At 64.6% G+C, this 26,998-nt stretch carries 27 protein-coding genes; 19 read left to right on the top strand and 8 right to left on the bottom strand.

Going from position 1 to position 26,998, the window contains the following annotated elements:
- Nucleotides 1-3 precede the first annotated feature (3 nt).
- From ACIQTZ_RS04850 to ACIQTZ_RS04820, 7 genes are all read left to right on the top strand, one after another.
- Nucleotides 4-1,500: an MDR family MFS transporter gene (locus ACIQTZ_RS04850; protein ID WP_402978046.1), complete on the top strand. Its 1,497-nt coding sequence runs from the start codon at nt 4-6 to the stop codon at nt 1,498-1,500.
- Between the two features lie 21 nt (nt 1,501-1,521).
- Nucleotides 1,522-3,138, top strand: coding sequence for a GMC oxidoreductase (locus tag ACIQTZ_RS04845; RefSeq protein WP_402978043.1), 1,617 nt, complete (start codon nt 1,522-1,524; stop codon nt 3,136-3,138).
- 105 nt (nt 3,139-3,243) lie between these two features.
- Nucleotides 3,244-3,732 (top strand): MarR family winged helix-turn-helix transcriptional regulator, encoded by a 489-nt coding sequence (locus ACIQTZ_RS04840; RefSeq protein ID WP_402978040.1) that lies wholly within the window; start codon nt 3,244-3,246, stop codon nt 3,730-3,732.
- The gene (locus ACIQTZ_RS04835; protein ID WP_400336746.1) at nt 3,729-4,994 is read left to right on the top strand and encodes an MFS transporter; all 1,266 of its coding nucleotides are present in this window, start codon (nt 3,729-3,731) and stop codon (nt 4,992-4,994) included. Before ACIQTZ_RS04840 ends, ACIQTZ_RS04835 begins: the two co-directional genes overlap by 4 nt.
- Nucleotides 4,995-5,242: 248 nt before the next feature.
- A complete protein-coding gene (locus ACIQTZ_RS04830; RefSeq protein ID WP_402978037.1) occupies nt 5,243-5,410 on the top strand; it encodes a hypothetical protein in 168 nt (55 codons plus the stop codon).
- Nucleotides 5,411-5,436: 26 nt separating this feature from the next.
- Complete coding sequence (locus tag ACIQTZ_RS04825) at nt 5,437-5,928, top strand: NUDIX domain-containing protein (protein WP_402978035.1); 492 nt, start codon at nt 5,437-5,439, stop codon at nt 5,926-5,928.
- Nucleotides 5,929-5,979: 51 nt separating this feature from the next.
- On the top strand, nt 5,980-6,441 hold the full coding sequence (locus ACIQTZ_RS04820) for a type II toxin-antitoxin system Phd/YefM family antitoxin (RefSeq protein ID WP_402978032.1): 462 nt from the start codon (nt 5,980-5,982) through the stop codon (nt 6,439-6,441).
- A gap of 188 nt (nt 6,442-6,629) precedes the next feature.
- Here the strand turns inward: ACIQTZ_RS04820 and ACIQTZ_RS04815 are convergent, their stop codons facing one another.
- The 7 genes from ACIQTZ_RS04815 to ACIQTZ_RS04785 all read right to left on the bottom strand — a co-directional run bounded on the left by ACIQTZ_RS04815 (nt 6,630) and on the right by ACIQTZ_RS04785 (nt 13,736).
- Nucleotides 6,630-8,141 (bottom strand): MFS transporter, encoded by a 1,512-nt coding sequence (locus tag ACIQTZ_RS04815; RefSeq protein WP_402978029.1) that lies wholly within the window; start codon nt 8,139-8,141, stop codon nt 6,630-6,632.
- Nucleotides 8,142-8,181: 40 nt separating this feature from the next.
- A complete protein-coding gene (locus ACIQTZ_RS04810) occupies nt 8,182-9,651 on the bottom strand; it encodes an aldehyde dehydrogenase (NADP(+)) (RefSeq protein WP_402978026.1) in 1,470 nt (489 codons plus the stop codon).
- 63 nt (nt 9,652-9,714) lie between these two features.
- Nucleotides 9,715-10,512, bottom strand: a complete 798-nt coding sequence (locus tag ACIQTZ_RS04805) for an IclR family transcriptional regulator (protein ID WP_402978023.1) — start codon at nt 10,510-10,512, stop codon at nt 9,715-9,717.
- A 36-nt stretch (nt 10,513-10,548) separates the two neighbouring features.
- On the bottom strand, nt 10,549-11,334 hold the full coding sequence (locus tag ACIQTZ_RS04800; protein WP_402978020.1) for a 2-keto-4-pentenoate hydratase: 786 nt from the start codon (nt 11,332-11,334) through the stop codon (nt 10,549-10,551).
- Nucleotides 11,324-11,773 (bottom strand): ester cyclase, encoded by a 450-nt coding sequence (locus tag ACIQTZ_RS04795; protein ID WP_400336753.1) that lies wholly within the window; start codon nt 11,771-11,773, stop codon nt 11,324-11,326. Before ACIQTZ_RS04795 ends, ACIQTZ_RS04800 begins: the two co-directional genes overlap by 11 nt.
- Before the next feature lie 2 nt (nt 11,774-11,775).
- Nucleotides 11,776-12,339: a flavin reductase family protein gene (locus ACIQTZ_RS04790; RefSeq protein ID WP_400271013.1), complete on the bottom strand. Its 564-nt coding sequence runs from the start codon at nt 12,337-12,339 to the stop codon at nt 11,776-11,778.
- 11 nt (nt 12,340-12,350) lie between these two features.
- On the bottom strand, nt 12,351-13,736 hold the full coding sequence (locus ACIQTZ_RS04785; protein ID WP_402978017.1) for an LLM class flavin-dependent oxidoreductase: 1,386 nt from the start codon (nt 13,734-13,736) through the stop codon (nt 12,351-12,353).
- Between the two features lie 130 nt (nt 13,737-13,866).
- Here ACIQTZ_RS04785 and ACIQTZ_RS04780 point away from each other — a divergent pair, with 130 nt between their 5' ends.
- The 7 genes from ACIQTZ_RS04780 to ACIQTZ_RS04750 all read left to right on the top strand — a co-directional run bounded on the left by ACIQTZ_RS04780 (nt 13,867) and on the right by ACIQTZ_RS04750 (nt 21,405).
- Nucleotides 13,867-14,652 carry an HpcH/HpaI aldolase/citrate lyase family protein gene (locus ACIQTZ_RS04780; RefSeq protein WP_402978014.1) on the top strand — a complete coding sequence of 262 codons (786 nt, stop codon included), beginning with the start codon at nt 13,867-13,869 and terminating at the stop codon, nt 14,650-14,652.
- Between the two features lie 299 nt (nt 14,653-14,951).
- The gene (locus ACIQTZ_RS04775; RefSeq protein WP_402978011.1) at nt 14,952-16,040 is read left to right on the top strand and encodes a betaine/proline/choline family ABC transporter ATP-binding protein; all 1,089 of its coding nucleotides are present in this window, start codon (nt 14,952-14,954) and stop codon (nt 16,038-16,040) included.
- Nucleotides 16,030-16,926: an ABC transporter permease gene (locus ACIQTZ_RS04770; RefSeq protein WP_402978008.1), complete on the top strand. Its 897-nt coding sequence runs from the start codon at nt 16,030-16,032 to the stop codon at nt 16,924-16,926. The genes ACIQTZ_RS04775 and ACIQTZ_RS04770 overlap by 11 nt, the downstream gene beginning before the upstream one ends.
- 29 nt (nt 16,927-16,955) lie before the next feature.
- Nucleotides 16,956-17,846 carry a glycine betaine ABC transporter substrate-binding protein gene (locus ACIQTZ_RS04765; RefSeq protein ID WP_400336759.1) on the top strand — a complete coding sequence of 297 codons (891 nt, stop codon included), beginning with the start codon at nt 16,956-16,958 and terminating at the stop codon, nt 17,844-17,846.
- Between the two features lie 218 nt (nt 17,847-18,064).
- Nucleotides 18,065-18,967, top strand: coding sequence for a 4-hydroxy-tetrahydrodipicolinate synthase (gene dapA, locus ACIQTZ_RS04760; protein ID WP_402978005.1), 903 nt, complete (start codon nt 18,065-18,067; stop codon nt 18,965-18,967).
- Nucleotides 18,968-19,052: 85 nt separating this feature from the next.
- The gene (locus ACIQTZ_RS04755) at nt 19,053-20,558 is read left to right on the top strand and encodes an aldehyde dehydrogenase family protein (RefSeq protein WP_402978002.1); all 1,506 of its coding nucleotides are present in this window, start codon (nt 19,053-19,055) and stop codon (nt 20,556-20,558) included.
- 172 nt (nt 20,559-20,730) lie between these two features.
- The gene (locus ACIQTZ_RS04750; protein WP_402977999.1) at nt 20,731-21,405 is read left to right on the top strand and encodes a GntR family transcriptional regulator; all 675 of its coding nucleotides are present in this window, start codon (nt 20,731-20,733) and stop codon (nt 21,403-21,405) included.
- A 29-nt stretch (nt 21,406-21,434) separates the two neighbouring features.
- Here ACIQTZ_RS04750 and ACIQTZ_RS04745 read toward each other — a convergent pair whose 3' ends face one another.
- Nucleotides 21,435-22,559 (bottom strand): mandelate racemase/muconate lactonizing enzyme family protein, encoded by a 1,125-nt coding sequence (locus tag ACIQTZ_RS04745; protein WP_402977996.1) that lies wholly within the window; start codon nt 22,557-22,559, stop codon nt 21,435-21,437.
- Nucleotides 22,560-22,781: 222 nt separating this feature from the next.
- Here ACIQTZ_RS04745 and ACIQTZ_RS04740 point away from each other — a divergent pair, with 222 nt between their 5' ends.
- From ACIQTZ_RS04740 to ACIQTZ_RS04720, 5 genes are all read left to right on the top strand, one after another.
- Nucleotides 22,782-23,879, top strand: coding sequence for an alcohol dehydrogenase family protein (locus ACIQTZ_RS04740; protein ID WP_402977993.1), 1,098 nt, complete (start codon nt 22,782-22,784; stop codon nt 23,877-23,879).
- A 2-nt stretch (nt 23,880-23,881) separates the two neighbouring features.
- On the top strand, nt 23,882-24,991 hold the full coding sequence (locus ACIQTZ_RS04735; protein WP_402946200.1) for a mandelate racemase/muconate lactonizing enzyme family protein: 1,110 nt from the start codon (nt 23,882-23,884) through the stop codon (nt 24,989-24,991).
- Between the two features lie 29 nt (nt 24,992-25,020).
- Nucleotides 25,021-26,133 carry an App1 family protein gene (locus ACIQTZ_RS04730; protein WP_402977990.1) on the top strand — a complete coding sequence of 371 codons (1,113 nt, stop codon included), beginning with the start codon at nt 25,021-25,023 and terminating at the stop codon, nt 26,131-26,133.
- Between the two features lie 37 nt (nt 26,134-26,170).
- Nucleotides 26,171-26,599 (top strand): hypothetical protein, encoded by a 429-nt coding sequence (locus ACIQTZ_RS04725; RefSeq protein ID WP_402946203.1) that lies wholly within the window; start codon nt 26,171-26,173, stop codon nt 26,597-26,599.
- A gap of 157 nt (nt 26,600-26,756) precedes the next feature.
- Nucleotides 26,757-26,998 (top strand): SipW-dependent-type signal peptide-containing protein (locus ACIQTZ_RS04720; protein ID WP_402977987.1); only part of this gene is annotated, 242 nt, incomplete at its 3' end.

Below are 26,998 nucleotides of genomic sequence, written 5' to 3'. Positions count from 1 at the left end.
ACCATGCCACTTTCCACTGTGAAACTACGCTTCCTGGTCGCATCGCTGCTGACCGTGTCCTTCCTGGGCGCACTGGACCACACCGTCGTCTCCACCTCGCTGGCTACCATTGCCGGTGAGCTCGGGGCGTTGGAGCTCATGAGTTGGGTGGTGGTGGGCTACACCCTGGCCAGCACCGTCCTGCTTCCCGTCCTGGGAAAACTCGGTGATGTCCTTGGTCCGCGGAGGGTCTTCCTGGCTTCCCTCCTGGTTTTCCTGGGGGCCTCCCTCGCCTGCGGATTCGCCCAGGACATGACCTGGCTGGTCGTTTCCCGGGTGGTCCAAGGCACGAGCTCGGCCGGGCTGCAGCTCATGTCGCAAACCATCATTGCCAGGGTCACCACGCCCCGGGAACGCCCTCGGTACATGGCGATCATCGGGGCGGCCTTTCCAATCGCCATCCTGGTGGGGCCGGTGCTCGGCGGGGCCATCACCGACTATTGGGGCTGGTCCTGGGTCTTCTGGATCAACCTTCCGGTAGGCATTGTTGCCCTGGCGCTTGCCCTCGTGGCGGTGCCGAAACTTGAGCGTGGACAGCTTCCACGGCACTACGACGTGGCCGGCGCTGCCGCTTTCACCTTGGGTCTGGTGTCCCTGGTCCTTGGCGTGACGTGGGCAGCGGAACGCAGCGGCGGAGTCCAGGCCGTGGCAGCCCTGGTGGTTGCGGGTGTGGCCCTGCTGGCGTTCTTCATCATCGAGCGCAGGGTGCCCGAGCCAATCGTCCCCTTGCGTTTCTTCGCCAATCGCACGATTGCCGCCGGTACCGCGCTCTCGGCGATTATCGGCGTCGGGCTTTTTTCCATCACCGCCTACCTGCCCACCTACTTTCAGATGGCCTACCAGGTCAGTGCCACCGTGTCCGGCCTGGTTCCCATCGCCACGGTCCTGGGCATGCTGGCCAGCAACCTGCTGACGGGATGGTTGGCCAGCCGCACCGGCCAGTACCGGATCTTTCCGATCATCGGGACCTGCATGGCCTCGGCGGGGCTCTTCGTTATGGCCGGGCTCCCGGTGGGGGTTCCGCTCTGGGTGCCCATGGCCGTGATGGCCACGGTGGGGTTGGGGACGGGCTCCTTCATGAGCCTGATCGTCGCCGTGGTCCAAAGCGCCGCACCGGCCAACCAGACCGGAAGCATCACGGCCACCATCAACCTGGTGCGGCAGATTGGGTCCACCGTTGCCACCGCCGTCATCGGTGGCACCATCGGATTCGGCGTGGCGGCTCTGTTGCCCCCGGGCATGGACGCCGCAACGCTGACGCCCCAATCGGTGCACCAAGCGGCTCCCGCCATCCAGGAGTCGGTGGCCGCGATCTATGCCTCGGTGTTCTCCCCGATCTTCTGTGCGCTTGCTGTCACCTATGCACTCGGCATCCTTGCCGCCGTTCTGCTGCCGCAAGGACGGCTGTCCGACGAACCGGACGCTGTCCGTTCACCCAACACCGAGCCGGTTCCGGCCTGACCTCCCATGAAGGAGAAAGCCATGTCTGTTAGCCACACCATTGCCATCGTTGGCAGCGGGCCGATCGGCTCCGCCTACGCCCGCCTGCTGGTGGAAGGCCTGCCTGACGCCCGGGTGGTCATGTTCGAGGCAGGTCCCCAGCTGACCGAACGCCCTGGTGAAAGCGTCCGCAATATCCCTGACGCCGACCATAAAGCCCGTGCGAGGGAAATGTCCCAAGGTCCCCAGGCGGGCGCGTTCCGCGAGTCACTGGGCATCCCTGCCGGAACCGTCACCGAGGGGATGTTCACTGCCCGGCAGGGCACGCATTTGCTCGATTTCGGTGGCCCGGGCTCGGCACATGCCGGGACCTTCCCTGCAGCGGCGGCGGCCACCAATGTCGGCGGCCAGGGCGCGCACTGGACCTGCGCAACTCCGTCTCCGGCTTTCAGCGAGAAGGTTTCCTTTATCGGGGACGCCGAGTGGGAGTCGCTGATTTCTGCGGCGAAGTCCCTGCTCCATGTCCAGGATGCAGCCTTCGCCGACTCCGGAGTCGGCGCGGCCATCCGGTCCCTGCTGTCGGAGGAGTTCGGCGACGAACTGCCCGAAGGCTACGGCGTGGGCACCCTGCCCGTTGCCGGTGATCCGCAGCCGGACGGTTCCATGCGCTGGGCCGGGGCGGACGTGGTGCTTGGCCCGCTCATTGACCAGGCATCACCGCTCTCCCGCCGCTTCGAACTGCGCGATCTCACGCTGGTCCGCCGGGTGGAAACCGAGGGGAGCCGGACCACTGGTGTCACCGTGGAGGACCTCCGCACGGGAACCACCTCCTTCGTTTCCGCGGACCTTGTGGTGGTAGCTGCAGACGCCTTCCGCTCACCCCAGCTCCTGTGGGCCTCGGATATCCGGCCCCAGGCGTTGGGCCGCTACTTGACCGAGCATCCCGTGGTGATCTCCACCGTTGCCCTCGATGCAGAGAAGATGGAGCGGTTTGCCACCGAGGCCGACCTCGACGCGGAGCTCGCCCGCCGGGCCCAGAACCCCGCGGACCCGGTTGCGGCGGTGAACCGCATCCCGTTCTCCGAGCCGGACCACCCTTTCTCCGTCCAGGTGATGTACTCCGAAACCACGCCGTTCCCCCTGCCGGAGGACGCTCCCTTCGCACGCAACCGCTGGGGCTACGTCAACATGGGCTACGGCATGCGGAAACACCCCCGGTTCGAGGATGGCGTGACCTTTGACGACAACGAACTGGACTACCGCGGCTTCCCGAACATGACCATCAGCTACGCCCTCACTGAGCGGGAGACGGCCGAGATCGAGGATGCCACGGCGAGGCTGCGCCGGGCCGGCCAGGCCTTGGGCTTCTTCGTGGCCGAACCCCGGTTGATGCCTAACGGCTCCAGCCTGCACTACCAAGGCACGCTGCGGATGGGGGAGGCCGACGACGGAACTTCCGTTGCCGATCCCTGGTCGCGGGTGTGGGGCTACCAGAACCTGATGGTGGGCGGCAACGCGCTGATTCCGACGGCAACGGCGATGAACCCTACCTTGATGAGCGTCGCCATCGCGGTGCGTGGTGCGCTGAAGGTGGTGGAGGAACTTGGCGCGGTCGAGGAAGCCACGGCGGATGCGGTGCGCGCGGGGGCCTGGACGTAGCCCTCATCACCTTCCATGGACAGCAACCTGAGTAAAGGAGCATAATAGTTAGCGGAGCTAATTAGCACTGCTAACTATTATGCCAACCTCAGGAGGCGCCTCCCCTTGACTGCTGCCAACACGGCCACGCCAGCCGACGCAACCACGCCAGCCGGTCCACCCGACGCCGAAGCGGACATCCAACCCGACGCGCTCGCCATCGACCTCCGTACCGCGGTGATGCGCACGTCCCGCCGGCTCCGCATCGAAGCCACGGGCGATGTCATCACTCCCGGCCAATACACCGTGCTTGCCCACCTCAACACCGCGTCCCAGACGTTGCGGGAGTTGGCCGAACGCGAGCACGTCCAAGCGCCGTCCATGACCAGGATCGTGAATGCGTTGACGGAGCAGGGCTTCGTGGCGCGGCAGGCGCACCCGGGGGATGGGCGCCAGGTCCAGATCAGCATCACCCCGGCCGGGCAGGATGTCCTTGCCGAAGCCCGCAGCCAGCGGACTGCGTGGTTGGCCCAGCGGGTTGCCGGGCTCAGCGAACAGGATCGGCTGGTCCTCAGCCGCGCCGCCCACATCATGCAGGAGATGAGCGCCAAATGAGCGCCATGTTCCGGGCCCTTGAGAGTCCCAACTACAGGCTGTGGGCCGGCGGCGCGCTGGTTTCCAACATCGGAACATGGATGCAGCGGGTGGCCCAGGACTGGCTGGTCCTGACAATCCTCACCAACCATTCCGGAACAGCCGTCGGCATCACCACGGCCCTGCAGTTTCTTCCCATGCTGCTCTTCGGTCCCTACGCGGGCGTGCTGGCTGATCGCTACCGCAAACGCGTGATCCTGCTCTGGACCCAAGCGGCCATGGGCGTCTGCGGCCTGGTCGTCGGACTCCTGGTGGTCACCGGAGTAGCCCAGTTGTGGCATGTCTATGTCGCCGCTGCCGCACTGGGCCTGGCTGCCGCCATGGACGCACCCGCACGGCAGGCCTTTGTGTCGGAGCTCGTGGGCCCGGACAAGCTGTCCAACGCCGTGGCCCTGAACTCCGCCTCCTTCAACAGTGCCCGCCTCACTGGTCCCGCCATCGCCGGTGTGCTCATCGCCTGGATCGGCACCGGACCGGTCTTCATCCTGAATGCGGCGAGCTTCGTGGCTGTCATCATCTCCTTGCTGCGCGTCAAGACCGCGCAATTGGAACCCACCGCACTCGTAGCCCGTGGCAAGCATCAGTTTGTTGACGGCCTGAGCTACGTCCGGCAGCGTCCGGACCTGGTGCTCATCATGGCCATGGTGGGCATGCTCGGAGCCTTCGGCATGAACTTCCCGGTCACTAATTCCTTGATGGCCACGGCAGAGTTCGGCATGGGCCCGGAGGAGTTCGGCGCCTTGGGTTCCATCATGGCGGTGGGAACGCTGGCGGGCGCCCTGCTTGCCGCCCGCCGGTCCGGCCCGCGGCTGCGCTTCCTCTTGGGCGGGGCCCTGAGCCTCGGTGCCTTTACGCTCGTGGCGAGCATCGCGCCGTCGTTCTGGATCTATGCCGCGGTCCTCATCCCGGTGGGCCTTGCCTCCATCACCTTCCTTAACAGCTGCAACACCACCATCCAGTTGTCCGTTGAACCGCAGTTCCGTGGCCGCGTCCTCGCGCTGTACCTGGCCATCCTGCAGGGCGGAACCGCGATCGGCGCGCCGCTCATGGGGTGGATCGGCACTGAATTCGGCGCGCGCTGGGCGGTGGCGGCTGGCGGTGCCGTGGTGCTGGTGACCGGGGTCGCCTGCGTGATCATGGTCAGCCGGCGAAGCCCGAAAACGTTCCGCGAGCACGTGCGTGGTTTCCGTCTCCGGAGGCGGCGGACCGCGGAAGCCTCCTAGCGGCAGCACCCCAAACAACAAGGCAGCGGACGACGGCGGGAAGCACCCGGCGTCGTCCGCTTTTGTCATGTTTCGGCTGCTTGTTTTCACGTGCGCTTTTGCCTTGCGTGACGGCGTGACTCATGCCATAGTTATCTGCATACCGTTCATTCAATGAACGGTATGACCAACTAATGAATGTTCTGAAACTTTGAACGACCAAGGGCTGCGAGGACGAACTCGAAGCTGGACCAGAAGGGAAAATCCGCATGCTGAACGTTGATCTTTCCGCCAACGTGGGCGGGGACTTCGGCGCAACTGCCGCGCAGCAGAACGCTGGAATCCGCGAATTCAACCCCGCCGGCCGCGTGGTGTGCTCTCCGTGGGAGGGCATGTACCTTGAGCAGGCCCACACATTTTCCGCGGGCTCGCGGTAGCCCTGCTTTTATAGGGGGACCCCGCCATGACCATTACCACCGCTGAATCGCCCTCCATCCACACGCCGGTCGTCCAGTCGCCGGCCGTCCAGCCATCGATGCATCTTGCAGGCCACACCGTTGTGGCCGTCGTCATCGAATGGCGCGGCAAGATCGCACTGCTCAAGCGCAGCCAGGGCCCGTCGCACGACCGCGGCCGCTGGCACTGCGTCACGGGGTACGTGGATGAGGGAGTCTCGCCCGGGGAGCAGGCACTGCTGGAATTGTCCGAAGAGACGGGGCTGCACGCTGCCGACATCCAGGAACTCCGCGAAGGCCCGGTGCTGATGCTGAGCGACGACGCCGGGGCGCCGTGGTTCGTGCACACCTTCACGGCCGTCACGGGCCAGCGGCGCCTTACCCTCGATTGGGAACACGACGCTTTCCGCTGGACCGTGCCCAGCAAGACGGCACGCTTTGCCAACCGCGTGAGCTGGCTGGACAAGGTCCTCGCGGCAACAGGCCACCTGGGTCAATGAGCCGGGGTTGCGTGTTCTGAACTTATTCAGAACAATGGAAGCATGTTCGTTATGGCCCACTCACGCTCCGCCACGTCGTCCGATTTGTCGCGCAATCCAGGCTCGGTCTTTCGGGCAGCTGAAGAAGGGCCGGTTACCATTACCCGACGCGATGGTGCGCCACTGACGCTTGTCCGGTCCAGCACCCTTGAGCAAGAGCATGATGCTTTGCGATTGGCGTCCAACCTGGTTGCGGCGTCCCTCGCCCCCGGCCCCGCCAGTTTCGCTGAACGATTGCTCGCGCCATTTCCGTGGCTGGGGTTCCTGCCCCACGATCAGCGAGAGCAGTTCGCCTCGGAAATTGTAGAGGTTGCCCGTGCTTGCGCAGCAATTTCCAGCTTCGACCGACTCTTTGTGATGCTCGCCGAATGGCGGGCTACCGCCGAAGCCATTGCCGCCGGCTACACACCGGACCATGACTTGGACTGGCTCGATGAACCTGAAGTGGTAGACGACCCTCGGGCCGGAGGGTGAATCCATGAAGGGCGACCTGGAATCCGTCACCCACAAAGGAGCGACCCACCGCCGACGCCAGCACGAGCTCTCAAATGGAGCACGAATCTGGTTTTACGTCGACGATGGGTCGGTGGTGTTGGTTGACGTACATACCCATCATCCACATGCCACTAAGTAGCGCGTCGGGGTGATGAGCCGCCGGATAGTTACAGGGCGCTGTGCTTTCCCGAACCGGTGGGTACCGGAACCAGCAGCATGGTGGACGTGTCAATGTGCTTGTTGGTGTCCTGGTCCCTGACCAAAGCGTCGGCTTCCTCGGCACTGGCGACAACCGGAACCGATCCGAGCAGCGGCCGTCCCGCGGTTTCACGCATCCTGGTCAGCGCAAACAACGCCACCGCCGAGAAGAACATGACGTAGAACGCCGGAGCGAACGAGTTGCCCGTGAACTCCACCAGGATCTGGCTGATCAGGGGAGTGGTTCCACCGAACAGGGAGATGGCCACGTTGTGCGTGAAGCCCACTCCGCCGTAGCGGGAGGCCGTGGGGAACAACTCGGACATCGCAGCACCGGTCAGTGCCAGGAAGAAGGCACTGGGCAGCGAGACCATGAACAACGCCAGGTACAGCGACCAGACCTCGCCAATGTGCATCAACGCAAAGGCCGGAACCAACAGGACGAGGTTGCCGATGGTGGCGACCGTGTAGATGGGCTTCCTGCCGATCCTGTCCGACCACCGCGCAACCACCGGGACAATCAGCGCCTGGATGAGCAGGATGATCACCGTCGCCACGGCCGTGTGGACAGCGGCCATGCCGATCTGCGTTTCCAAATACGTCGGCATGTAGCTGGTCACGGTGTAGGAGGACGTACCGTCGGCGGCGATCAGGGCGATGCCGATCAGGATCTGCGGCCAGTAGAGCCGGAGGATGCTGGCCAGGTTCTGCCGGACGAAGAGCGGGTCCACGTCCGCGGTCTCGGTCTTCTCATGCACGGCCTCGAAGCTGGGTGATTCCGGAATCCGGTTGCGGAGGGAGATCGCGACGATGCCGAGCGGCAGGGCCAGGAGGAACGGTATCCGCCAGCCGCCGTCGCGCATTGCTTCCTCGCCCCACACGGACGTGGTGATCATGGTGGTGGCCGCAACAACTGCCGCACCGGCGGCAAAGCCGAGTTGGGCTCCGGTGTTCAGCAGCGCCGTCCAGAACCCACGGTGCTTGTCCGGGGAGAACTCGGCCACGTAGGTTGCGGCACCTGAGTACTCGCCACCGGTGGAGAACCCTTGCAGCATCTTCAACAGGTACAGCGGAACGATGACCCACAGGCCCACGTTGCCCGCGGTGGGCAGGACGCCGATGAGGAAGGTGGCCGAGGCCATGAGTGCCATGGTGAAGAACAGCACCTTGCGGCGGCCGATCCTGTCGCCCAGCGGGCCCAGGATCATGCCACCCAGCGGGCGGATAATGAAGGACACTGCGAAGCCCAGGAGCGTCACCAGCAAGCCGGTGCGCTGGTCCATGCCTTCGGTGAAGACACTCGTCATGGTGATGGCCAGGTATCCGTAGATCCCAATGTCATACCACTCGATGAAGTTGCCCACGCCTGCGCCGAGCTGGGCTTTGCGCAGCTCGCGCTTGTCGACGACGATGCAGTCTTCAGTCCGCAGCCTGCGGTTGGTTTTTCTTAAGGGGAGAGCGGTTTCCCGTTTTTCGGACATCTTTGTCTTTCTTTCTGGGTGAATGGGGGAGCCCGCGGACCTAAGCCGTGCGGACGCCGTCCACCAAGCGCGGCGCGGAGATGGGGTTCGCTTCCTGCAGCTCAAGGGGCAGCAGGTGCTGGGGGAAGTTCTGGTACGCCACCGGGCGGAGGAACCGGGTGATGGCGGCGGTCCCTACGGAGGTTGAGCCAGGGACAGTGGTGGCCGGGTACGGACCACCGTGCTGCTGTGCGTAGGTGACGGAAACACCGGTGGGCCACTGGTTCCACAGGACCCGGCCTGCCTTCTCGACGAGCACGGCGATCAGGTCACGGACCTGGCAGTCTTCCTCCGCCTGCAGCGTCGCGGTCAGTTGTCCCTCGAAAGTCCGCGCTGCCTCCACAAGCTGCGCTTCGTCGTCGTACTCCACCACGAAAGCGGCAGGGCCGAAGCATTCCTCTTCCAACGCCGCCGGATTGGCGAGCAGGCGCTCAATGGACGTAGCGAGCAGCACGGGAGCCGGCGAACCGTCGGCGGCCTCGGACGTGTTCAGCGTTTCCACGCCTGCGATGCCGGCCAGCGTGCCAAGGACTTCGCTGAAGCTTGCGTGGATGCGCGGGCTCAGCATGGCGTGGACCGCCGGCAGTGTCGCCTTGGCCAGCTCCTCCACCATGCCCGACCCCCGGGGTACGAAGAGCATGCCCGGCTTGGTGCAGAACTGGCCGGAACCCATGGTGAACGACTCAACGAAGCCGGCGGCGATGTCCGTGCCGCGCCCGCGGGCGGCAGCCTGGGTGACGAAGACGGGGTTGTTGCTGCCCAGTTCGCCGAAGAAAGGAATGGGATCGGGGCGGGAGGTGGCGATGTCCATGAGTGCACGGCCACCGGGAATGGAACCGGTGAAACCCGCGGCTTTGATGCGGCTGTCCTTCAGGACGATGGTTCCGGCCGCACGGCCGAAGACCACCGTGAGGAGGTTCGGATCAGCGCCGGCAGCGGCGAGGGCGTCGCGGACAACGGCCTCGGTGAGGCGGGACAGGCGCGCATGCGCTTCATGTCCTTTAACGACGACGGCGTTGCCCGCCGCGAGCGCGGAGGCGGTGTCGCCGCCGGCCACGGAGAACGCGAACGGGAAGTTGCTGGCGGAGTAGACCACCACGGGGCCGATCGGGCGGAGGGAGCGGCGCAGGTCCGGGCGGGGCGCACCCATCGGCCAGGCGGGGTCGGCGTGGTCGACCCGGGCGTCGAGGAAGCCACCGTCGCGCAGGACGGTGCCAAAGAGGCGCAGCTGGAAGGCGGTGCGCTTGAGTTCGCCGCGGAGCCGCGGCTCGGTCAGGTTGGTTTCCTCGATTGCGGCAGGAACCAGGGTTTCCACCGCGTCCTCGAGCGCGTCGGCTACCCGGTCCAGGACAGCGGCGCGGTCGGCCGGTGCGGTGGCCGACCACACGGCGTGTGCGGCAGCGGCTGCGGAAAGCGTCTCTTCCGCGACGGCGGCCGAGGTTTCCTGCGTGTCGATGTGGGTGGTGGTCATGTCAGTTGTTCCCTTCAGGGGTGGTTCTCTTGTGCATGAGCCACCCGTCAGGAAACGCGACAGCTATTCCTGGGTGGTTGGGCTCATGCGCTGCTGCACCTTTTCGGCAACAGCAACCAGGCGGGCTGCGAGCTCTGCCTGCTTTTCCTTGCTTTCCATGCGGTGGATGGGCCCGACGACGGACAACGCACCCAGCAGCGTTCCGACAGAATCCCGCACGGGAGCGCCGAAGGCGATGATGCCGTCTTCGAGTTCCTGAACCGTGCTGGCCCAGCCACGGTCGTGGACCGTCTTCAGTTCCTTGGCCAAGACATTGCGGTCCGTGATGGTGCGCGAGGTCAGGGCCACCAGCTTGTCGCCCAAGGCCATCCGCAGCTGATCGGGAGTGAGTTCTGCGAGGAGCACCTTGCCCGTGGCCGACGCGTGGTGCGGCCACTGCATACCGTGCATGTCGGACATGGTGACGCCCAGGAGCCGGGGAGAGGACTGCAGAACCAGATCGAGCTCGTACAGTCCGCGCCGCAGGCTGAACGTGACCGTCTCGCCTGATTCATCGGCGAATTCGTCCAGGATGTCCTTGATGCGGGGCACCACGCCGGACGCGGGATCCACGGTTTGGGCCAGGCGACCCAGGTCCCACCCCAGGGAATACAGCGTGTCCTGGCGGTCCACCATGCCTTCATCCTCCAACGTCATGAGGAGGCGGAAAGTAGTGGCCCGCGCCAGTCCGATCTTCTTGGCAACATCGGTGACCGTCATGGGGGTCTCCGATGCCGCCAACGCCCGCAGGATCCGGATGGCCCGGGTCACTGAGCGGTTAGAGGCGTATCCCTGCTGGGGTGTTTCCGGGCTGCTGCTCACGTCGGTCAAGCCTTTCGAGTAGAGGTCTACTCAACCCTAACCGGCGGTGTAGTCGAAGCTGACTTCTCCCCAGCCTTCAAAGCGTCCGGTGATCCGGGTACCGGGGATCATCTTTGCGGCCGCGAGGCAGCTTCCGGGAAGGATGAGCTGGCCGGCCTTGAGCGTGATGTCGTACTCGGCGATCCGCTTGCACAGCCAGACCAGTGCGGAGACCGGGCTGCCGTAGATGGCGTTGGTGTTGCCTTCTGCCACTACTTCGCCGTCGAAGGTGATCACGCCGTGGGTGTCGGAGAGGTTCACTTCGCTCAGCGTGCGGGGCTGGCCCCCGAGGATGACGCCGGCTGCCGAGCCGCTGTCGGCCAGGGTGTCGAAGATGCCGATCTTCCAGTCGCGTACGCGGGAATCGATGATTTCCAGGGCCGGAACCACAAAGTCGGTAGCGGCGATGATGTCTGCCACGGTGACGTGGGCGCCGCCAACATCGTGCTTGAACACGAAGGCCGGTTCCAGCTCGATGTAGGGCTCGATGAATTCTTTCTGCGAGCGGGGGAGGTTCTCCGGGTAGAACTGGCTGGACAGGAGGTAGCCGTAGTCCGGCTCGTCCACGCCGAACTTGGTCTGCATGGCCTTGGCGATGTTGCCGAGCTTGAAGCCTGCAACCTTGTCCCCGGCTTCGACCTGGCGGCGGATGACTTCCTGCTGGACGCGGAACGCGTCGGCAACCGTCGGCTCGTCCTCGGGCCGGACCAGGACCTCCACGGGGGAGCGATTGGCCTTGGCCTCAAGGATGCGCGTGGCGGTCTCTGCGATGTTAATGGGCATTGGTTTCAGACTTTCTGCGGGTGGAACGCTGGTCACCGAGGTGCCAGATACTCATGGAGGACAGCATTTCGCGGGGATCCCAGACCACTGCTTCGTTGGTGATCAGGCCGTCGTGGTGGCTGATGAAGGAGGCTCCCTGAACGGTGACCGTCCGGCCGGTGGGAGGGACTCCCATGAACTCGCCCGTGTGCTTGCCTTCGGTTTCCCAGTGGATGGCCACGAGGTTGTGGTCTTCGATGGCCCGCAGGACGGTGACGTGGAAATCGCCGAACGCGCGGTGGGATTCTTCGATCTGCTGGACGACCTGGGCCAGGCCCTCGGCGCCGGTCTTGGAGGTGCGCTCGTACTCGGGGGCAACCAGGCGTTCGAAGGCGGTGGTGTCGCCCTCGCCCCAGGCCTTGGTCCAGGCCTCGGTGATCTTTTCAAGCATGGTGGTCATGGCTACTCGGCCTTTCCGGCAGTTGCGGGCGCTGGGGCTGCTGCGGCCGGAGCAGGCGCCGGCCATTGGTTGAAGTCGCCGAACTTGCCGCCCTTGAAGAGGAGCGCTTCGCCTTCGCCCGGGACGAGTTCTTCGATGGAACCCACGATCATGTAGTGGTCACCGGCAACAACCTCGGACAAGACTTCACAGTCCACCCAGGCCGTGGCACCGGCGATGCGAGGGGTTCCGAGCGGGCTGGTCTCGTAGTCCACGCCGTTGAACTTCTCGTCACCCTTCCGCGAGAGAGCGCGGCACACGGGGAGCTGTTCGGTGGAGAGGATGTTCGCGGTGAACTTGCCCAGGGAACGCAGGGTGGGCCAGGTGCTTGAGCCCTTGTCGACGCAGAACGTCACGAGGGGTGGCTCGAGGGACAGGGACTGGAACGTGCCGACCACGAAGCCGCGGGGCGTGCCGTCTTCGGTGAGGCCGGTAATGGCCGTGACGCCCGTGGGCAGCGCGCCGAAGACCTGGCGCTGGGTTGCCGGATCGATCGAGGGATTCTCGGCAGTAACGATGATGGACATTGTGGGCTTCCTTATTTCGCCTGGGTGGTGAGCGAGTGGTGGTAGGCGGCACCGGGGTGGTCCGAGGCAAGCTTGCTCTGACCAGCGCCGAACAGCGTTTCGCGGAGGGTGTCGCCGTCGTACGAGGTACGCATCAGGCCACGGGCCTGCAGTTCCGGTACGACGTAACGGACGAAGTCCTCGATGTCGTGGAACTTGACCGCATGGGAGATGTTGAAGCCGTCCGCGCCTGTCTCGTCGATCCAGGACTGCAGTTCGGCGGCGACGGTCTCCGGACCGCCGACGATCACGGGGGAGGTGCCGCCGATTCCGTTGTAATCGGCGATGTCACGCGGGGTCCAACGCTTCTGCGGGTCGATCTTGGTGAAGAAGTTCACCATGGTCTGGCCGGCGTTGGTTTCCACGTCCTCGAAGGGCTGGTCCGGGTTGAACTGGGCCATGTCCATACCGGTCCACCCGCTGTAGCGGGCCATGGCGCCGTCGTAATCCACGTACTGGAGGTAATCCTGGTACTTGGCATGTGCCTCTTCATCGGTGGGGGCGCTGATGACGGTGACCATCTGCAGGACGGCGATGTGCGAGGGGTCGCGACCGAATTCCACTGCCTTGGCGCGCAGCGCGTCGATCTGCTTCTTCAAGCCTGCCTTGGTGGCGGAGTTCATGAACACGGCCTCGGCGGTCTGGGCTGCCAGGGCGACGCCGCGGGGTGAGCCGCCGGCCTGGAAGATCACCGGGGTGCGCTGCGGGGAGGGCTCGCAGAGGAAGATGCCCGGGACGGTGAAGTGCTTGCCCTCATGGCCGATTTCGTGGACGCGTGCAGGGTCCACGTAAGTGCGGGCTTCCTTGTCGCGGACCACGGCGTCGTCGTCCCAGGAACCTTCCCACAGCTTGAGGGCGACGTCGATGAATTCCTCAGCGATTTCGTAGCGGTCATCGTGGGCGGTCTGGGTGCCGGTGCCGAGGTTGCGTGCGGCGCTGTCCGAGTAGGAGGTCACCACGTTCCAGCCGATGCGGCCGCGCGTGACGTGGTCCAGGGTGGAGAACTTGCGGGCCAGCGCGTACGGGTGGTCATAGGCGGTGGAGGACGTGATGCCGAAGCCCAGGTGCTTGGTTCCGGCAGCCATTGCCGGGATCAGGTAGGCGGGGTCGTTGGCGGGGATCTGCGCCGCATCGCGCAGGGCACCGTCCACGTTGCCGCGGTACTTGTCGTGGTAGCCGTTGTTGTCGGCGAAGAACATGCCGTCGAAGCCGGCCTTCTCCAGAAGCTGTGCGTACTCAACCCACCGGTTGATGTCCGTGTATTGGGCGCCGCCGTCGTTGGGGTGCCGCCACAGGCCGGCCGAAAGATGGGCCGGTCCGTTGAAATCGAAGGCAAACACCTTCATTTGCTTTGCCATGGTCAATCCTTGCTGTTTGCTCACTAGGTGAACAGACTATTTATCTGTTGAACACCAAGGTAAAGTGGCCCGTGACACATCGTCAAGTCCCCGCCGGTAATAAAGCGGCTTCCGCGAAAGGAAAACCAGCATGAAGATTCCAGGTGAAACCAGCAGGCCCAGTCCGCTGACGGCACCTACCCTCGACCTCGCCGGACGCGGCCGTCGCGGCGTGTGGGTCGATGTCCCGCATCCGGCCTCCTTGGAGCTCATTGCGGCCGAAGGTCCGGACTGGGTGTGCATCGACGGCCAGCATGGCCATCCCGATTTCCCGGACATGCTGGGCCTCATCGACGCGGCCAACGTCTTTGGCGTCCCCGCCATGGTGCGCGTGCAGGGCCATGAGTTGGGTGGCGCCGGGAGGGTGATCGACGCCGGCGCCCAGGGCCTCATTTTCCCTACGGTCGAGGACGGCGAAACGGCGGAACTGCTGGTCAGGGCCTGCCGCTTCTCACCGCGCGGCAGCCGCAGCTATGGGCCCGTGCGGCGCGCGCCGCGTTATGCAAAGGCGACGCCGGGCGTCCTCGCTGACGATCCTTGGGCCATCCTCATGGTGGAAACGCGCGCGGGTTACGAAAACCTTGACGCCATCCTGGCTGCGGGGCCGGATGCGATCTTCGTGGGCCCCTACGACCTCTCGCTCAGCCTGGGTGTCGATTTCGATTCATTCCTGGCGGTCGATCCGGACGGCGTGCTTCGCGACATTGCCAAGCGCTGCGCGGATGCCGGTGTAACCGCCGGCATCTACACCGGCTCGCCCGCCCTCTCCGAGGCGCCTATCAGTTGGGGTTACAGCTTCATGCCCATTGCCTCGGACTTCTCACTGATCTCCACGGCAGCGCGTGCCGCCCTTGAGGAGGCCTCCGTTCCTGCCTGACGCATGCTTTACGGCGGGAATCGCCGGTGCGCGTGAATCGTCGAGCCGATGCCAGCCCCGGACGCCGTTGCGAGCGAGCGTCCGGGGCTGGGGTCTATGTGCCGCAGTTCGCTGGCGGTCTAAACAATTCAGACTGAGGGTATTGACGAGTGATCAACGTCACCCTATGCTTTTGATCACTGAACAATCAAACTGTTCACTCAATGAACGCACTCCACCATCATCCGTTCGCTCCGCGATATCACCGTCGATGCCGTGAAGCGGTGGAGGGCCTCGAACCAACAGTCCCGGAGGACTGCATGACCACCATGCACGCATCGCCATTCGCATCCCTTCTCCACGAGGAACCCATGGATCCTGAACAATCCTTCATTCGAGTCGAAAACCTCACCAAGGTCTTCCAGCCCAGGAAGTCCCGGCGCATGCTCGGACTCTTGCCGGCGAAGTCCGCAACGGTGGGTTTCACCGCCGTCGACGACGTCTCCTTCGACGTCAAGCGCGGCGAGATCTTCGTGATCATGGGCCTTTCCGGCTCCGGGAAGTCCACCATCATCCGCATGGTCAACCGGCTGATCGACGCCACCGACGGAACCATCACGGTGGACGGCAGAGCCGTCCGCTCGCTGGAACCGGCCGGGCTGCGCGACTACCGGAACCGGACCATCAACATGGTCTTCCAGCACTTCGGGCTCTTCCCGCACAAGTCCTTGGTGGACAACGTGGCCTTCGGCCTGAAGGTCCGCGGCGTGGACAAAGAGGCCCGCGAAGCCAAGGCGGCCGAAGCGCTGGCCATTGTTGGACTCGGTGACCGGATCCACGCCATGCCGGACCAGCTCTCCGGCGGCATGAAGCAGCGCGTGGGCCTGGCCCGGGCGTTGGCCACCGACGCCGAGATCCTCCTGATGGACGAACCCTTCAGCGCCCTTGACCCGCTGATCCGCAAGGACATGCAGGAACTGCTGATCAAGCTGCAGAGCAACTTCAAGAAGACCATCATCTTCGTCACCCACGACCTCAACGAGGCGATGTACCTGGGCGACCAGATCATGGTCATGAAGCAAGGCAGGAACATCCAACGCGGCACCGCCCTGGACCTCCTCGAAGCCCCGGCCGATCCGTACATTGAAGAGTTCGTCGCCGAAGTGGACCGCAGCCGCGTCCTGACCGCAGCCATGATTGCCCGGCGCCCGGGCGCGGGTGGCCTGCAGTCCCATGCGACCGTCCGCGTCACCGGGGACACGGTCCTGCACGAACTCCTTCCCACCCTCGCCACCGGCGCAGAACCGCTGGAAGTGGTGGACCAGGACGGTTCCGTCCTTGGCAAGATCACCGCCGAAGACGTTTTTTCAGCTCTCTCACCCAGCAAGGGGACCAGCCATGCAGCTTAATATCGGAACAGGTTTCGCGGCCGTCATCGACTGGCTGTTGGCCAACGTGGGCTGGTTCTTCGACGGAGTCTCGGCGGTAGTCCAGTTTCTGGTGGGAAACGTGGAGAACGTCCTCGTCGGGCTCCATCCCTTCCTCATCATCGCCGTCCTGGCAGCAGCCGCGGCGGGACTGACACGCAGCCTCGGCCTGACCGTCTACACCATCCTGGCCTTCCTGCTCATCGTCGGCATGGGCCTTTGGATCCAGAGCATGTCCACCCTCGCGGTGGTGTTGGTCTCGGTGGTCTTCTCCCTGGCCATCGGTATCCCCTTGGGGATCTGGGCTGCGCTCAACGGAACCGTGAGCAAAGTGGTCCGGCCTGTCCTTGACCTCATGCAGGCCATGCCCGTGTTCGTCTACCTCATCCCCGCCGTGTTCTTCTTCGGCGTGGGCATGGTCCCCGGCATCGCCGCAACGATCGTCTTCGCCATCCCTCCGGCCGTCCGCCTGACCGAACTCGGCATCCGGAAGCTCGACCTTGAACTCCTCGAAGCAGCCACCGCCTTCGGCGCCAGGAAGGGCCTCATCCTCAAGGACGTCCAGCTGCCCCTGGCCTTCCCGTCCATCATGGCCGGCGTCAACCAGGTCATCATGCTGGCCTTGTCCATGGTGGTTGTCGCAGGCCTGGTCGGCGCCGGCGGGCTCGGCGGAGTCGTCGTCGAAGGCGTCGCCCAACTCGATACCGCCCGTGGCTTCGAAGGCGGACTGGCCGTCGTCATCCTCGCCATCTACCTGGACCGCGTCACCAGCGGAGCCACCTCCTTCGGCGAGGTCCTCCGCAACCGCAAGGTCCGCAAAGAACAACTCGCAGCAGCAAAGACGCCCGCTCCCGCGGTAGCCGTCTAATCCACTACAAGAATCAACGGAGATTGCACGTGTTCAAGAAAATCGGGGCCTTCGCGGCCGTCGCACTGCTCGCTACCGGCGTCAGCGCCTGCTCGGGAGTCAGCACCGCCTCGTCGCAAGGCGGCGGGACTGACACCAAGACCATCACCGTCGCACTGCCTGCAGGGTATGACGACTCCGTGGCCGTCACCGGTCTCTGGACGGAACTCCTGTCTGAGCGCGGCTACAAGCTCGAAACCAAGAGCGTGGATCTGGCCGCAGGATTCTCCGGCATCGCCCGCGGAGACCTGGACGGCTACCTCAACGCCTGGCTGCCCACCACGCACGGAACCATGGTGGACAAGTACAAGGACCAGCTGAACATCCTGGACAAGCCCTTCTTCGACAACGACCGCCTGGTCCTGGTCGCTCCCAAGTCGGTTCCGGAAAACACCATCGCCGACGTTGTGGCCAACGCGGCAAAGTACGACTCCAAGATCGTGGGCATCGAGGCCGGCTCCGGCGAAATGAAGATCCTCCCGGATGTGCTGAAAAAGTACGGAGCCACGGACAAGCTCAGCATCGTTGCCGGCAGTACTCCTGCAACCCTGGCAGCGCTGAAGGATGCCACGGCGAAGAACAAGCCGATCGTTGCCACTCTGTGGACCCCGCATTGGGCGTTCTCCTCGATGGACATCAAGGTCCTCGAAGACAACCTCGAGGGCTGGCCCAAGCCGGACGGATCCTACGTGGTGCTTTCCAAGGACTTCGCCTCGAAGCATGCCGATGTGGCCAAGTGGCTGGGCAATTTCAAGATCACCGAGCAGCAGTTCTCGGACCTGATGCTCAACGTCAGCGAGGCCTCCAGTCCCACTGAGGGCGCCAAGAAGTGGCTGGAGAACGCGGACAACAAGAAGGCGGCCGACAGCTGGTTCAACTAGTCGGGCCAAGGCCGCGACCTGCCGGAAATCGGTGCGTCGCGGCCTTCCTGCGACGTTTGTTTCGCCTGTGTTTCCCGGTCGTTTAACCCTTGTCTCGGGACGGGTAAAGCCTTGTGCCGACGTCCGAGAACCGTCAATAATGAACAAAGTGTTCACTTGATGAATATTGCCTCCCCAATGCACGGTAGTGATTTTTTTCCAGCAGACAGGACCAACCCATGGCTACACAGCTCACAGGTGTACTCACCGCGCTCGCTACTCCGTTCACGCCCGATGGTGCCGTTGATGTTCCGGCGCTCCGCCGGCTGGTGGACCGTTCCATCGACGGTGGTGTTGATGGTGTGGTGGCTTGTGGTTCCACCGGCGAGTTCGCCTCCCTCAGTGCCGGGGAACGCAGGCTCGTTGTTGAAACAGTCACCCAGCACACGGCAGGTCGGGTGCCGGTGGTTGCCCAGACGGGTGCCACCAGCACGGCCGAGGCCATCAGCAACTCCCGCCATGCCCAGGAGTGCGGCGCCGATGTGCTGATGGTGGTGGCTCCGTACTACGATCCGCTTTCCCTGGGCGAGACGACCCACTATTTCCGCGCCGTGGCCGAGGCCGTGGAACTGCCCGTCATGCTCTACAACTACCCCTCGGCCACCGGGGTGAACCTCGATCCCGCCACCGTGGGCAAGCTGGCCCGCGAGGTGGAGAACATCCGCTACATCAAGGACTCCAGCGGTGACATGGGCCAGGCTACCCAGCTCATCCACCACCACAGTGACTACATCTCCACCATTGTGGGCTGGGACGCGCTGATCCTCTCCGCGCTCACCGAAGGCGCCCCGGCCGTCATGGCCGGAACGGCCAACATCCTGCCGAGGGAAATCGTGGCCGTCCAGCGGGCAGTCGCCGCCGGTGACTTCGCGACGGCCAAGGCCGAATGGGACCGGATCTACCCGCTGATCGACGCCATCCTGTCCTCGCCCTTCGTCCCGGCCGTCAAGGCCGCCCTGGAGATCCTCGGCGAGCCCATCGGCGCCCCCCGGCGCCCCACCGCCGACCTGGATGCTGCCTCCGTTAACCGCATCCAAACCCTCGTGAACCAGCTGCAACCGGCACCGGCACCGGCCGGCTAAAACGCACGACGGCGGCGCCCACCGCCGTCGTGTCCCTCACCCCCGCACCGATCACCTGACCACCACAACCTAAGGACCATCAGTCATGACCATTGACGTCACCACCAACCAAGCAACCGTGCGACGCGGCACGGGCGCCATCTCGGAAGCCGGCGTGCTGCCGCCCACCACGCACTTCATCGCCGGAGCGTTCCGCGATGGACTCGGCACGGACACGCAGGCCGTCGTCGATCCGTGCAGTGAAGAGACCATCTGCCAGGTCAGCCAAGGCACCGCAGCCGACGTCGACGCCGCAGTGTCGGCAGCCCTGGAAGCCAAGGCAAGCTGGGGACGCACCCTGCCCAAGCAGCGTTCGGAAATCCTGCACGCCATCGCGGACCGGCTGGCCGAAAACGCGGACCTCCTCGCAAGGTTGGAGGCCTGGAACACCGGCAAGCCCCTCATGGTCGCCGAAGACGACATTGCCGGTTCCATCGATTCCTTCCGCTTCATGGCCGGCGCCGCCCGCGCCACCACCTCGCTCGCCGCCGGCGAATACGCCGAAGACCACCTCTCCGTGATCGTCCGCGAACCACTGGGCGTGGTGGGCGTCGTCACCCCGTGGAACTACCCCTTGTTGATGGCTGCCTGGAAGATCGCACCCATCCTGGCCGCGGGCAACACGATCGTCCTCAAGCCCTCCGAACAAACCCCGCTGACCACCCTCAAGTTCGCCGAACTCACCGCCGACCTCCTGCCCGCCGGTGTCTTCAACGTCGTCACCGGCCTTGGCCCAGAGGTGGGCGGCCGCTTGTCCGAACACCCCAACGTGGACATGATCGCGCTCACCGGCTCGGTGAACAGCGGCAAGGCCGTGGCCCGCAACGCCGCCGAAACCGTCAAGCGCGTCCACCTCGAACTCGGTGGCAAGGCACCAGTGGTCATCTTCGAAGACGCTGACCTGGCGGCCGCGGCCGAATCCCTCCGCGCAGCAGGCTACTGGAACTCCGGCCAGGAGTGCGGTGCCGGTTGCCGCGTGCTGGTTCACGAATCCGTCGCCGAGAAGTTCACCGGGTTGCTGGTCGACCAAGTGCAGACCCTGTTAGTCGGCGAACCCACCGCCGGCGAAGACGTGGAGATCGGCCCCCTGATCTCCAAGGCACACTACGACCGCGTCCTGGCACACCTTGAGCGGGCCAAGGCCGACGGCGCGGAAGCTGCCCTCGGCGGCGCCGCCATGGAAGGCCCCGGCTACTTCGTAGCGCCCACCGTCCTGGCCAACGTCCCCGAAGGCTCCGCCTGCACCCTGGAGGAAATCTTCGGTCCCGTGATCACCGTGGAAACCTTCAGCACGGAAGAAGAAGCCATTACCCGCGCCAACGCCGTTCCCTACGGTCTTGCCGCTTCGGCCTGGACGCTGAACGCCCAGCGCGGCCACGACGTCGCATCCCGTCTGGACGCAGGCACAGTGTGGGTCAACTCCCACCTTGTCCTGGCCAACGAAATGCCGTGGGCCGGATTCAAGAGCTCCGGCTACGGGCGGGACCTCTCTGCCTACGCCCTGGACGACTACTCCCGCACCAAGCACGTCATGCACAACAAGGCGCGCTAGAAACGACAACAGGCGCCCGGCCGGGAAACACCCAGTCGGGCGCCGTCTTGTCGGCTGCCAGCCTGCCGCCGGAGAATCGACGGCACACCTACCTTCCACGCCGCGTGAACGGTAAACCGATAACCGTTCCGGTAGGCTGATGTGGCCCATTCAGGAGGAAGGATCGCAGGCGATGGCCAAGCCGGTAGAGCGTCCAGCAGCGCTGGGACAGCAAGTGGTGACCTCATTGCGCGCGGATATCCTGTCCGGTGAGCTCGCGCCAGGGGACGCTCTGGTGGAAGCGACGATCGGTGAGGCGTTCGGGGTCAGCCGAGGTCCTGTCAGGGATGCCTTGCGGACCTTGGCCGGAGAGGGCCTCATCGCGGCTTCCGGCAGGAGCTACCGGGTGGTAGGCCTGGACGAGAAGGATATCCGCGATCTCTTTTCGCTTCGGGAACTCCTGGAGGTTTCCGCGGCGCAACAGTGCGCAAAAGCAGACCTGGAAGGCCTGAGGGCTGCCGCCGAGGCTGCCTTGGACGCCATGCGGAAAGCGGCCGAGTCGGCTGATTCCGATGCCTTCGCACAGGCCGATGTTAACTTCCACTCGGCTTTCTTTGCTTTCTGCGGCAACCGGCGCCTGCTGGCAGTGTGGGAGCAGCAAGTGCCCACCTTCACGGAGCTTTTCCGCCTGACCACGGCTTTGGACCACCCTCTGCTGAGCACGGTGGAATCGCACCGGGCGGTACTGGACATTATCGACGGAGGCGACCCCGACGCCATCGCGGCCGGTGTCCGGGAACTCATCGTCGGCGGTGACGAACAGATCATTGCCACGCAGAAGGCGCTCCGGGAAGAACGGGGCGCCTGAGCCGGCACGGCGGGCCGATGCGTTGCATGCTAGTCGCCCCAGACCGCCACGGGTTGACCCAGCACCTCTTCGTTGACGGTAATCCCCAGACCTGGCGCTTCCGGGGGAAGGATTCCACCGTCCCGCTGGATGAAGTTGAACTCCGCGGTCTTGAGCGTGACCATGTCATCGCAATTGAGCACGCAGCGGAGCAGCTTCTCGGGTACGGTCGCGCCCAGTTGGGCGATGCCCGCGAAGGCGATGGCTGAACCCACCGTGTCCTGCACGCTGACGGTCATCCCGGCGGCGCGGGCAATATCGCGCTGGCGGCGGCCTGGTGTCAATCCACCGGCCTTGGAGATCTTCAAGCCAATGCCGTCCGCGACGTCGTTGGCGATTGCCCAGGCCAAATCGCTGTCTTGCTGGGCCAGTTCGTCAAGGATGATCGGGTAGGGGCAGCGCTGGCGCAGGGACATGGTTTCGCGCCACGTGGCACAGGGCGCTTCGATCACGAAATCCAGGCCGGCGGGCAGCAACGCCAGCATGCGCAGGGCGCTTTCCGGCGTCATGCCTCCGTTGGCGTCCACCAGAAAGAACTCGCCCGGTTGCCTGTCCGCAAGGCACGCGGTGATGCGTGCGGCGTCGATGGCCGGTCCGCCTTCGCTGTCCGGAGTACCGATCTTGATGGAATGGCCAAGGTAGCCCCTGGCCCTGTGGTCGGCAACCCTGGCCCGCATCTCTTCGGGTTCGCCCACGTGGATCGAGGAAATCATGACCATGGGAGTGCCGGTTCCACCTCCCAGCAATTCGTACACGGGCAACCCTGTGGATTTGCCGAAGATGTCCCAGCAGGCGATGTCCAGGGGAGTCTTCGCGTGGTTGTGCCCCACGAGCGTGGCGTCCATCAAGTCGTAGTTCCGGTCTACCCGGCGCGGGTCCCGGCCCAGGAGTGCTGGAGCCAGTTCGGCGATGCCCGCCCTGGTACCGAGGGCATGGGCGGCGATGTAGGTGGAACCGAAGGGCGTGCTTTCGCCCCAGCCGACCGTCCCGTCGTCGGCGGTGATTTTGACGATCGAAGCGTCGAAGGACTGGTAGGTCCTGCCGCCCGAGAGGTTGTACGTGCCTCCCGAGTAAGGCAGGTCAACCTGGAAGAGCTCAATGCGTTCGATTTTCATGAGGGTGTCCTGTTCAGAGGCAAGCGTGGTCCGCGGCCGCGTAAGTAGGGGTTGGCATCGTTCAATGAATGAACGTGATGTTCAACATAGTTACCCACGTGAGCAATTGTCAACGGTAAACCGAACCATTGTCATAGCGAGCTTTGTGTGAATAAAATGACCAAACCATCCATCTAGTGGATGACTTTCCATCCTGACCACATCTTTCGAAAGGGATCGATGATGACCCTGCCAACAACGATGACCGCCGTTCTGCTGACCGGGCACGGGGGCCCGGAAAAGCTCGAATACAGGACCGACGTGCCCGTTCCCCGGCCAGGTGACGGGGAGGTGCTGATCCAGGTGGAGGCCGCCGGCATCAACAACACGGATATCAACACGCGCATCGGCTGGTACTCGAAAGCGGTCACCGGCGATACGAACTCGACGGCGACCGAGTCCGCCGGCAGCGCCGACGAGGACGACGCTTCGTGGTCCGGTGTACCACTGACGTTCCCGCGCATCCAGGGAGGCGACGTCTACGGCAAGGTCGTGGCAGTCGGACACGGCGTGGACCCGGCCCGGCTCGGGGACCGGGTCATTGTCCGCAACCTGATGCGCCATTACGTGGACCGCCGCCCGTTCGAATGCTGGACCTACGGCAGTGACTGCGACGGCGGGTTCGCCCAGTTCGCCGTGGCACCGTCCGCCGAGGCCTACACCGTTGAATCGCAGCTGTCCCCGGTGGAGCTTGGAGCCATTTCCATTGCCTACTCCACGGCGGAGGGCATGCTCCACCGGTCCGGGGTTGGAGCAGAACGCGTTGTTATTACGGGTGCTTCCGGTGGGGTTGGCCTGGCCGCGGTCCAGCTCGCCAAGCTCCGCGGCGCAGAGGTCATCGCGATCTGCTCTCCGAGCAAGGCCGACGTGGTGCGCGAGGCGGGCGCAGACCAGGTGATCGACCGCGGTGCGGACCTGCTCCAGGCACTCGGCGCGCGTTCCGTCGACGTGGTGGTGGACGTGGTCGGCGGGAATGGTGTTTCGGAACTGCTCGCGTTGCTGCGCCGCGGTGGCCGCTACGCCATCGCCGGGGCCATCGGCGGTCCGCTCGCTGAAGTGGACCTGCGGACCATCTACCTCAATGACCTTTCCCTGTTTGGCTGCACTTTCCAGGAGGACGAGGTTTTCGAGAACCTGGTGCGCTACATCAACCAAGGCCGCATCCGGCCGCTGGTTTCCCGGACATATCCGCTCAGCGATATCCACCGCGCACAGGAGGATTTCATCTCCAAGAAGTTCGCCGGCAAGCTCGTCCTGGTCCCGCCGGCCGTGGAGTCGTGACCGTGAAAATCACAGAAATAGCGATCTACGCGCACGACCTGCCCGTCAGCAACGGCCCGTACCGGATGTCCCACGGTGAGATCTTCTCGCTCGACACCACCCTGGTTCGCCTCACCACGGATTCCGGCTTGGTGGGTTGGGGTGAGGCCTGTCCTGTTGGGCCCGTGTACGAACAGCACCATGCAGCAGGCAACCGTGCCGCCCTGTCCGGGATGGCCCAGGGCCTCATTGGCCAGGATCCAACGAACATCGTCTTGCTTCACCGTCGCATGGACCAGTTGTTGTACGGCCACCGCTACGCGAAGGCAGCGATCGACATCGCGGCCCATGACGTTACCGGGAAGCACTACGGCGTGAGGGTTGCCGAGCTGCTGGGGGGCGTGGAAACGGAACGGGTCCCGTCCTACTATGCGCTGGCCGTTGACGAGCCAGACGTTGTCGCGGAGCGGGCAGCCGCCAAGATCGCCGAGGGCTATCCAAGGTTGCAGCTGAAGGTCGGTGGGCGGCCCATCGAACTGGACATCGAGACCATCCGCAAGGTGTGGGAGCGGGTGGGGAAGAGTGGCGTCCGCTTGGCGGTGGACGCTAACCGTGGACTCACGACGCGTGACGCCTTGCGGCTCAGTCGTGAATGCCAGGACATCCCCTTCATCATCGAGCAGCCGTGCAACACCTTGGAAGAAGTCCGCTCGGTGCGCGATCGCGTGAACCATGCCATCTACCTCGATGAACTCACCACGGACCTGACCAAGGCGGTCACTGCGGTTGCCACGGGTGGTTGCGATGGATTCGGCCTGAAGGTCACACGCTTCGGCGGGCTGCACCCCGCCTCGGTCCTTCGGGACATCTGCGATGCCTACTCGACACCGCACACATCAGACGATTCCTGGGGCGGCGACATCATCGGAGCGGCCTGCACACACCTGGGGGCAACCATCCGACCCGAACTCAACGAGGGCGTCTGGATTGCGCAGCCGTACATCGAAGGCCACTACGACCCCCGGGGCGGCATCACGGTGGAGGGCGGTCACATCGAACTTCCGCAAGGTCCGGGGCTCGGCATCGAGCCTGACGAAGCCCTCTTCGGTGAACCCTTTGCCGTGTTCAGCTAGCGCCCCTCCAGCCGTGCCAGACTGGACCCATGCGTTCACGTTCCCAGACACCGCGCACACCGTCCCGGACCGCCGGAGCCGGCCACCCGCCGTCGTACGCCACCTCGGGCCGGCGGCACTTGGCTGCAAGGATCGACGACGCGTGGCTGAGGTTCCAGAACAAGCTCGCCATCCGCCGCGGCCACGTGGTCACGGTGATTCCGCATACCGGCTACGGGTCAACGTCCTGGGTTCGGGTGCTGGCGCGTGTGGTCCGCAGCGATCCCCGCTATGCCGGCAACGGATCGGTGGACGGCAAGCGGAAGCCGCTCACGGAAGGCCTGCGCGGGTGGCGCAACTTCACCAGCGCCCCGGTGGCCCACGCCGCCGTCCGCATCACCGTTGACGGGGTGGAGTACGACGTCGAGGCGGACCGCGGCGGGGTGGTGGACGCCAGGATTCCGGCCGGCTTTGCACCCGGCTGGCACACGGTGACCTTGCAGGCCGGGGCCTCCGCAGTGGTTGAGGCGCCCGTCCAGGTGGTTCCGGACGACGCGGATTTCGGCCTAGTCTCCGACATTGACGACACCGTGATGGTCACCGCGCTGCCGCGCCCTTTCCTGGCGGCATGGAATACGTTCGTCCTCAACGAGCATGCCCGTACCCCGACTCCGGGCATGGCCGTGCTGTATGAGCGGATTACGCGGAACGCCCCCGAGGCGCCCGTTCTTTACTTGTCCACCGGTGCATGGAACGTGGCTCCCGCGATCTCGAGGTTCCTCTCCCGCAACCTTTACCCGGCAGGGCCCAAGCTCCTCACTGACTGGGGTCCCACCACGGATCGTTGGTTCCGGAGCGGGAAAGAACACAAGCAGGGCAGCTTGGAACGCCTCGCTGAAGAGTTCCCTGGCATCAAGTGGCTGCTGGTGGGGGATGACGGGCAGCACGATGTTGCCATCTACTCCGAGTTTGCCCAACGGCACCCGGAGAACGTGAAGGCGATCGCCATCCGTCAACTCTCAGCAGGCGAGGCGGTGCTTGCCGGCGGCCGCTCGTCGGACGCCCAGCCAACTCCCGGCGTTCCCTGGATTTATGCTCCCGACGGCGCCGGCATGGCGGCGCGGCTGGAGCAATTAGGCATCATTGGGCCCTCACTGCGGTAGAATTTAGTAAGGATGCTTACTTATGTGAGGTGTAGCCATGGCAAAGGATCCAACTCCATCGGGCGAAATGTCCGTGCCGCAGGGGGAGCGGATGTGGTGCTCAACGTGCGGCTCGGACGAGCACTTGGTGCTCCACTCGATTGAGTCCGTCCGGGCCCACACGGTAGGGCTGCTGGTGGCGGTGTCCTACAGCTGCGCGGACTGCGGCTCAGTCCTCTCCCACTTCACCCCCTTCCGCGAGGTCGCCGCGAAGCTCAACACCAAGGCCAACCTCGAGGGGCTCATCCTCTTCGGCGACAGCTACCTCCATTGCGGTGAGCCCATGACCAGGATTCCCATCGAAGTCAGGCGCAGCGTCACCGCGAAACCAGTGCCTGGCGAGGAGCTGGTCCTCCTTGATGTGCGGTTGGGAACCAAGGTGCTGCAGTGTTTGGGCTGCGGTTTCAGGTTGGAGCTGCCTGCTTGAGGAAGTCTTGAGGTTTTCCTGACGCGGTGCTGTGGGTTTGCAGCGTTCTGTCTTGAGGTGGGGCCGTCAGAGTATTTCTTGTCAGCCAGTAAGGCTGGAAACAAGGAAACGGCCGTCCGGGGAAACGGTGGCCACTTTGAAAAGGACACTGATTCACATGGCCATCAGCCTCAAGACCACTTCCGGCAAGATCCTCGCCTCCGTCGCCCTGGTCGGCACCGCAGCCGCCGTCGCCGGGATGGGCACCTACGGTGCGTTCACCTCCTCCACCTCCGCTTCCCAGGCTGTGACCGCCGGGACCGTAACCATCGCCCTGGGCACCGGGGCATCGAACACCCTGAACGTCCCGGTCGCGGGCCTGCTGCCCGGTGACAAGGTCGAAAAGCTCGTCACCCTGGC

Origin of the sequence: Paenarthrobacter sp. NPDC090520, assembly GCF_044769205.1 — a bacterium.
In the GTDB taxonomy this organism is placed as follows: domain Bacteria; phylum Actinomycetota; class Actinomycetes; order Actinomycetales; family Micrococcaceae; genus Arthrobacter.
Note: the sequence above shows the minus strand (reverse complement) of the source record. Positions and strands in the feature narration are given on the sequence as shown.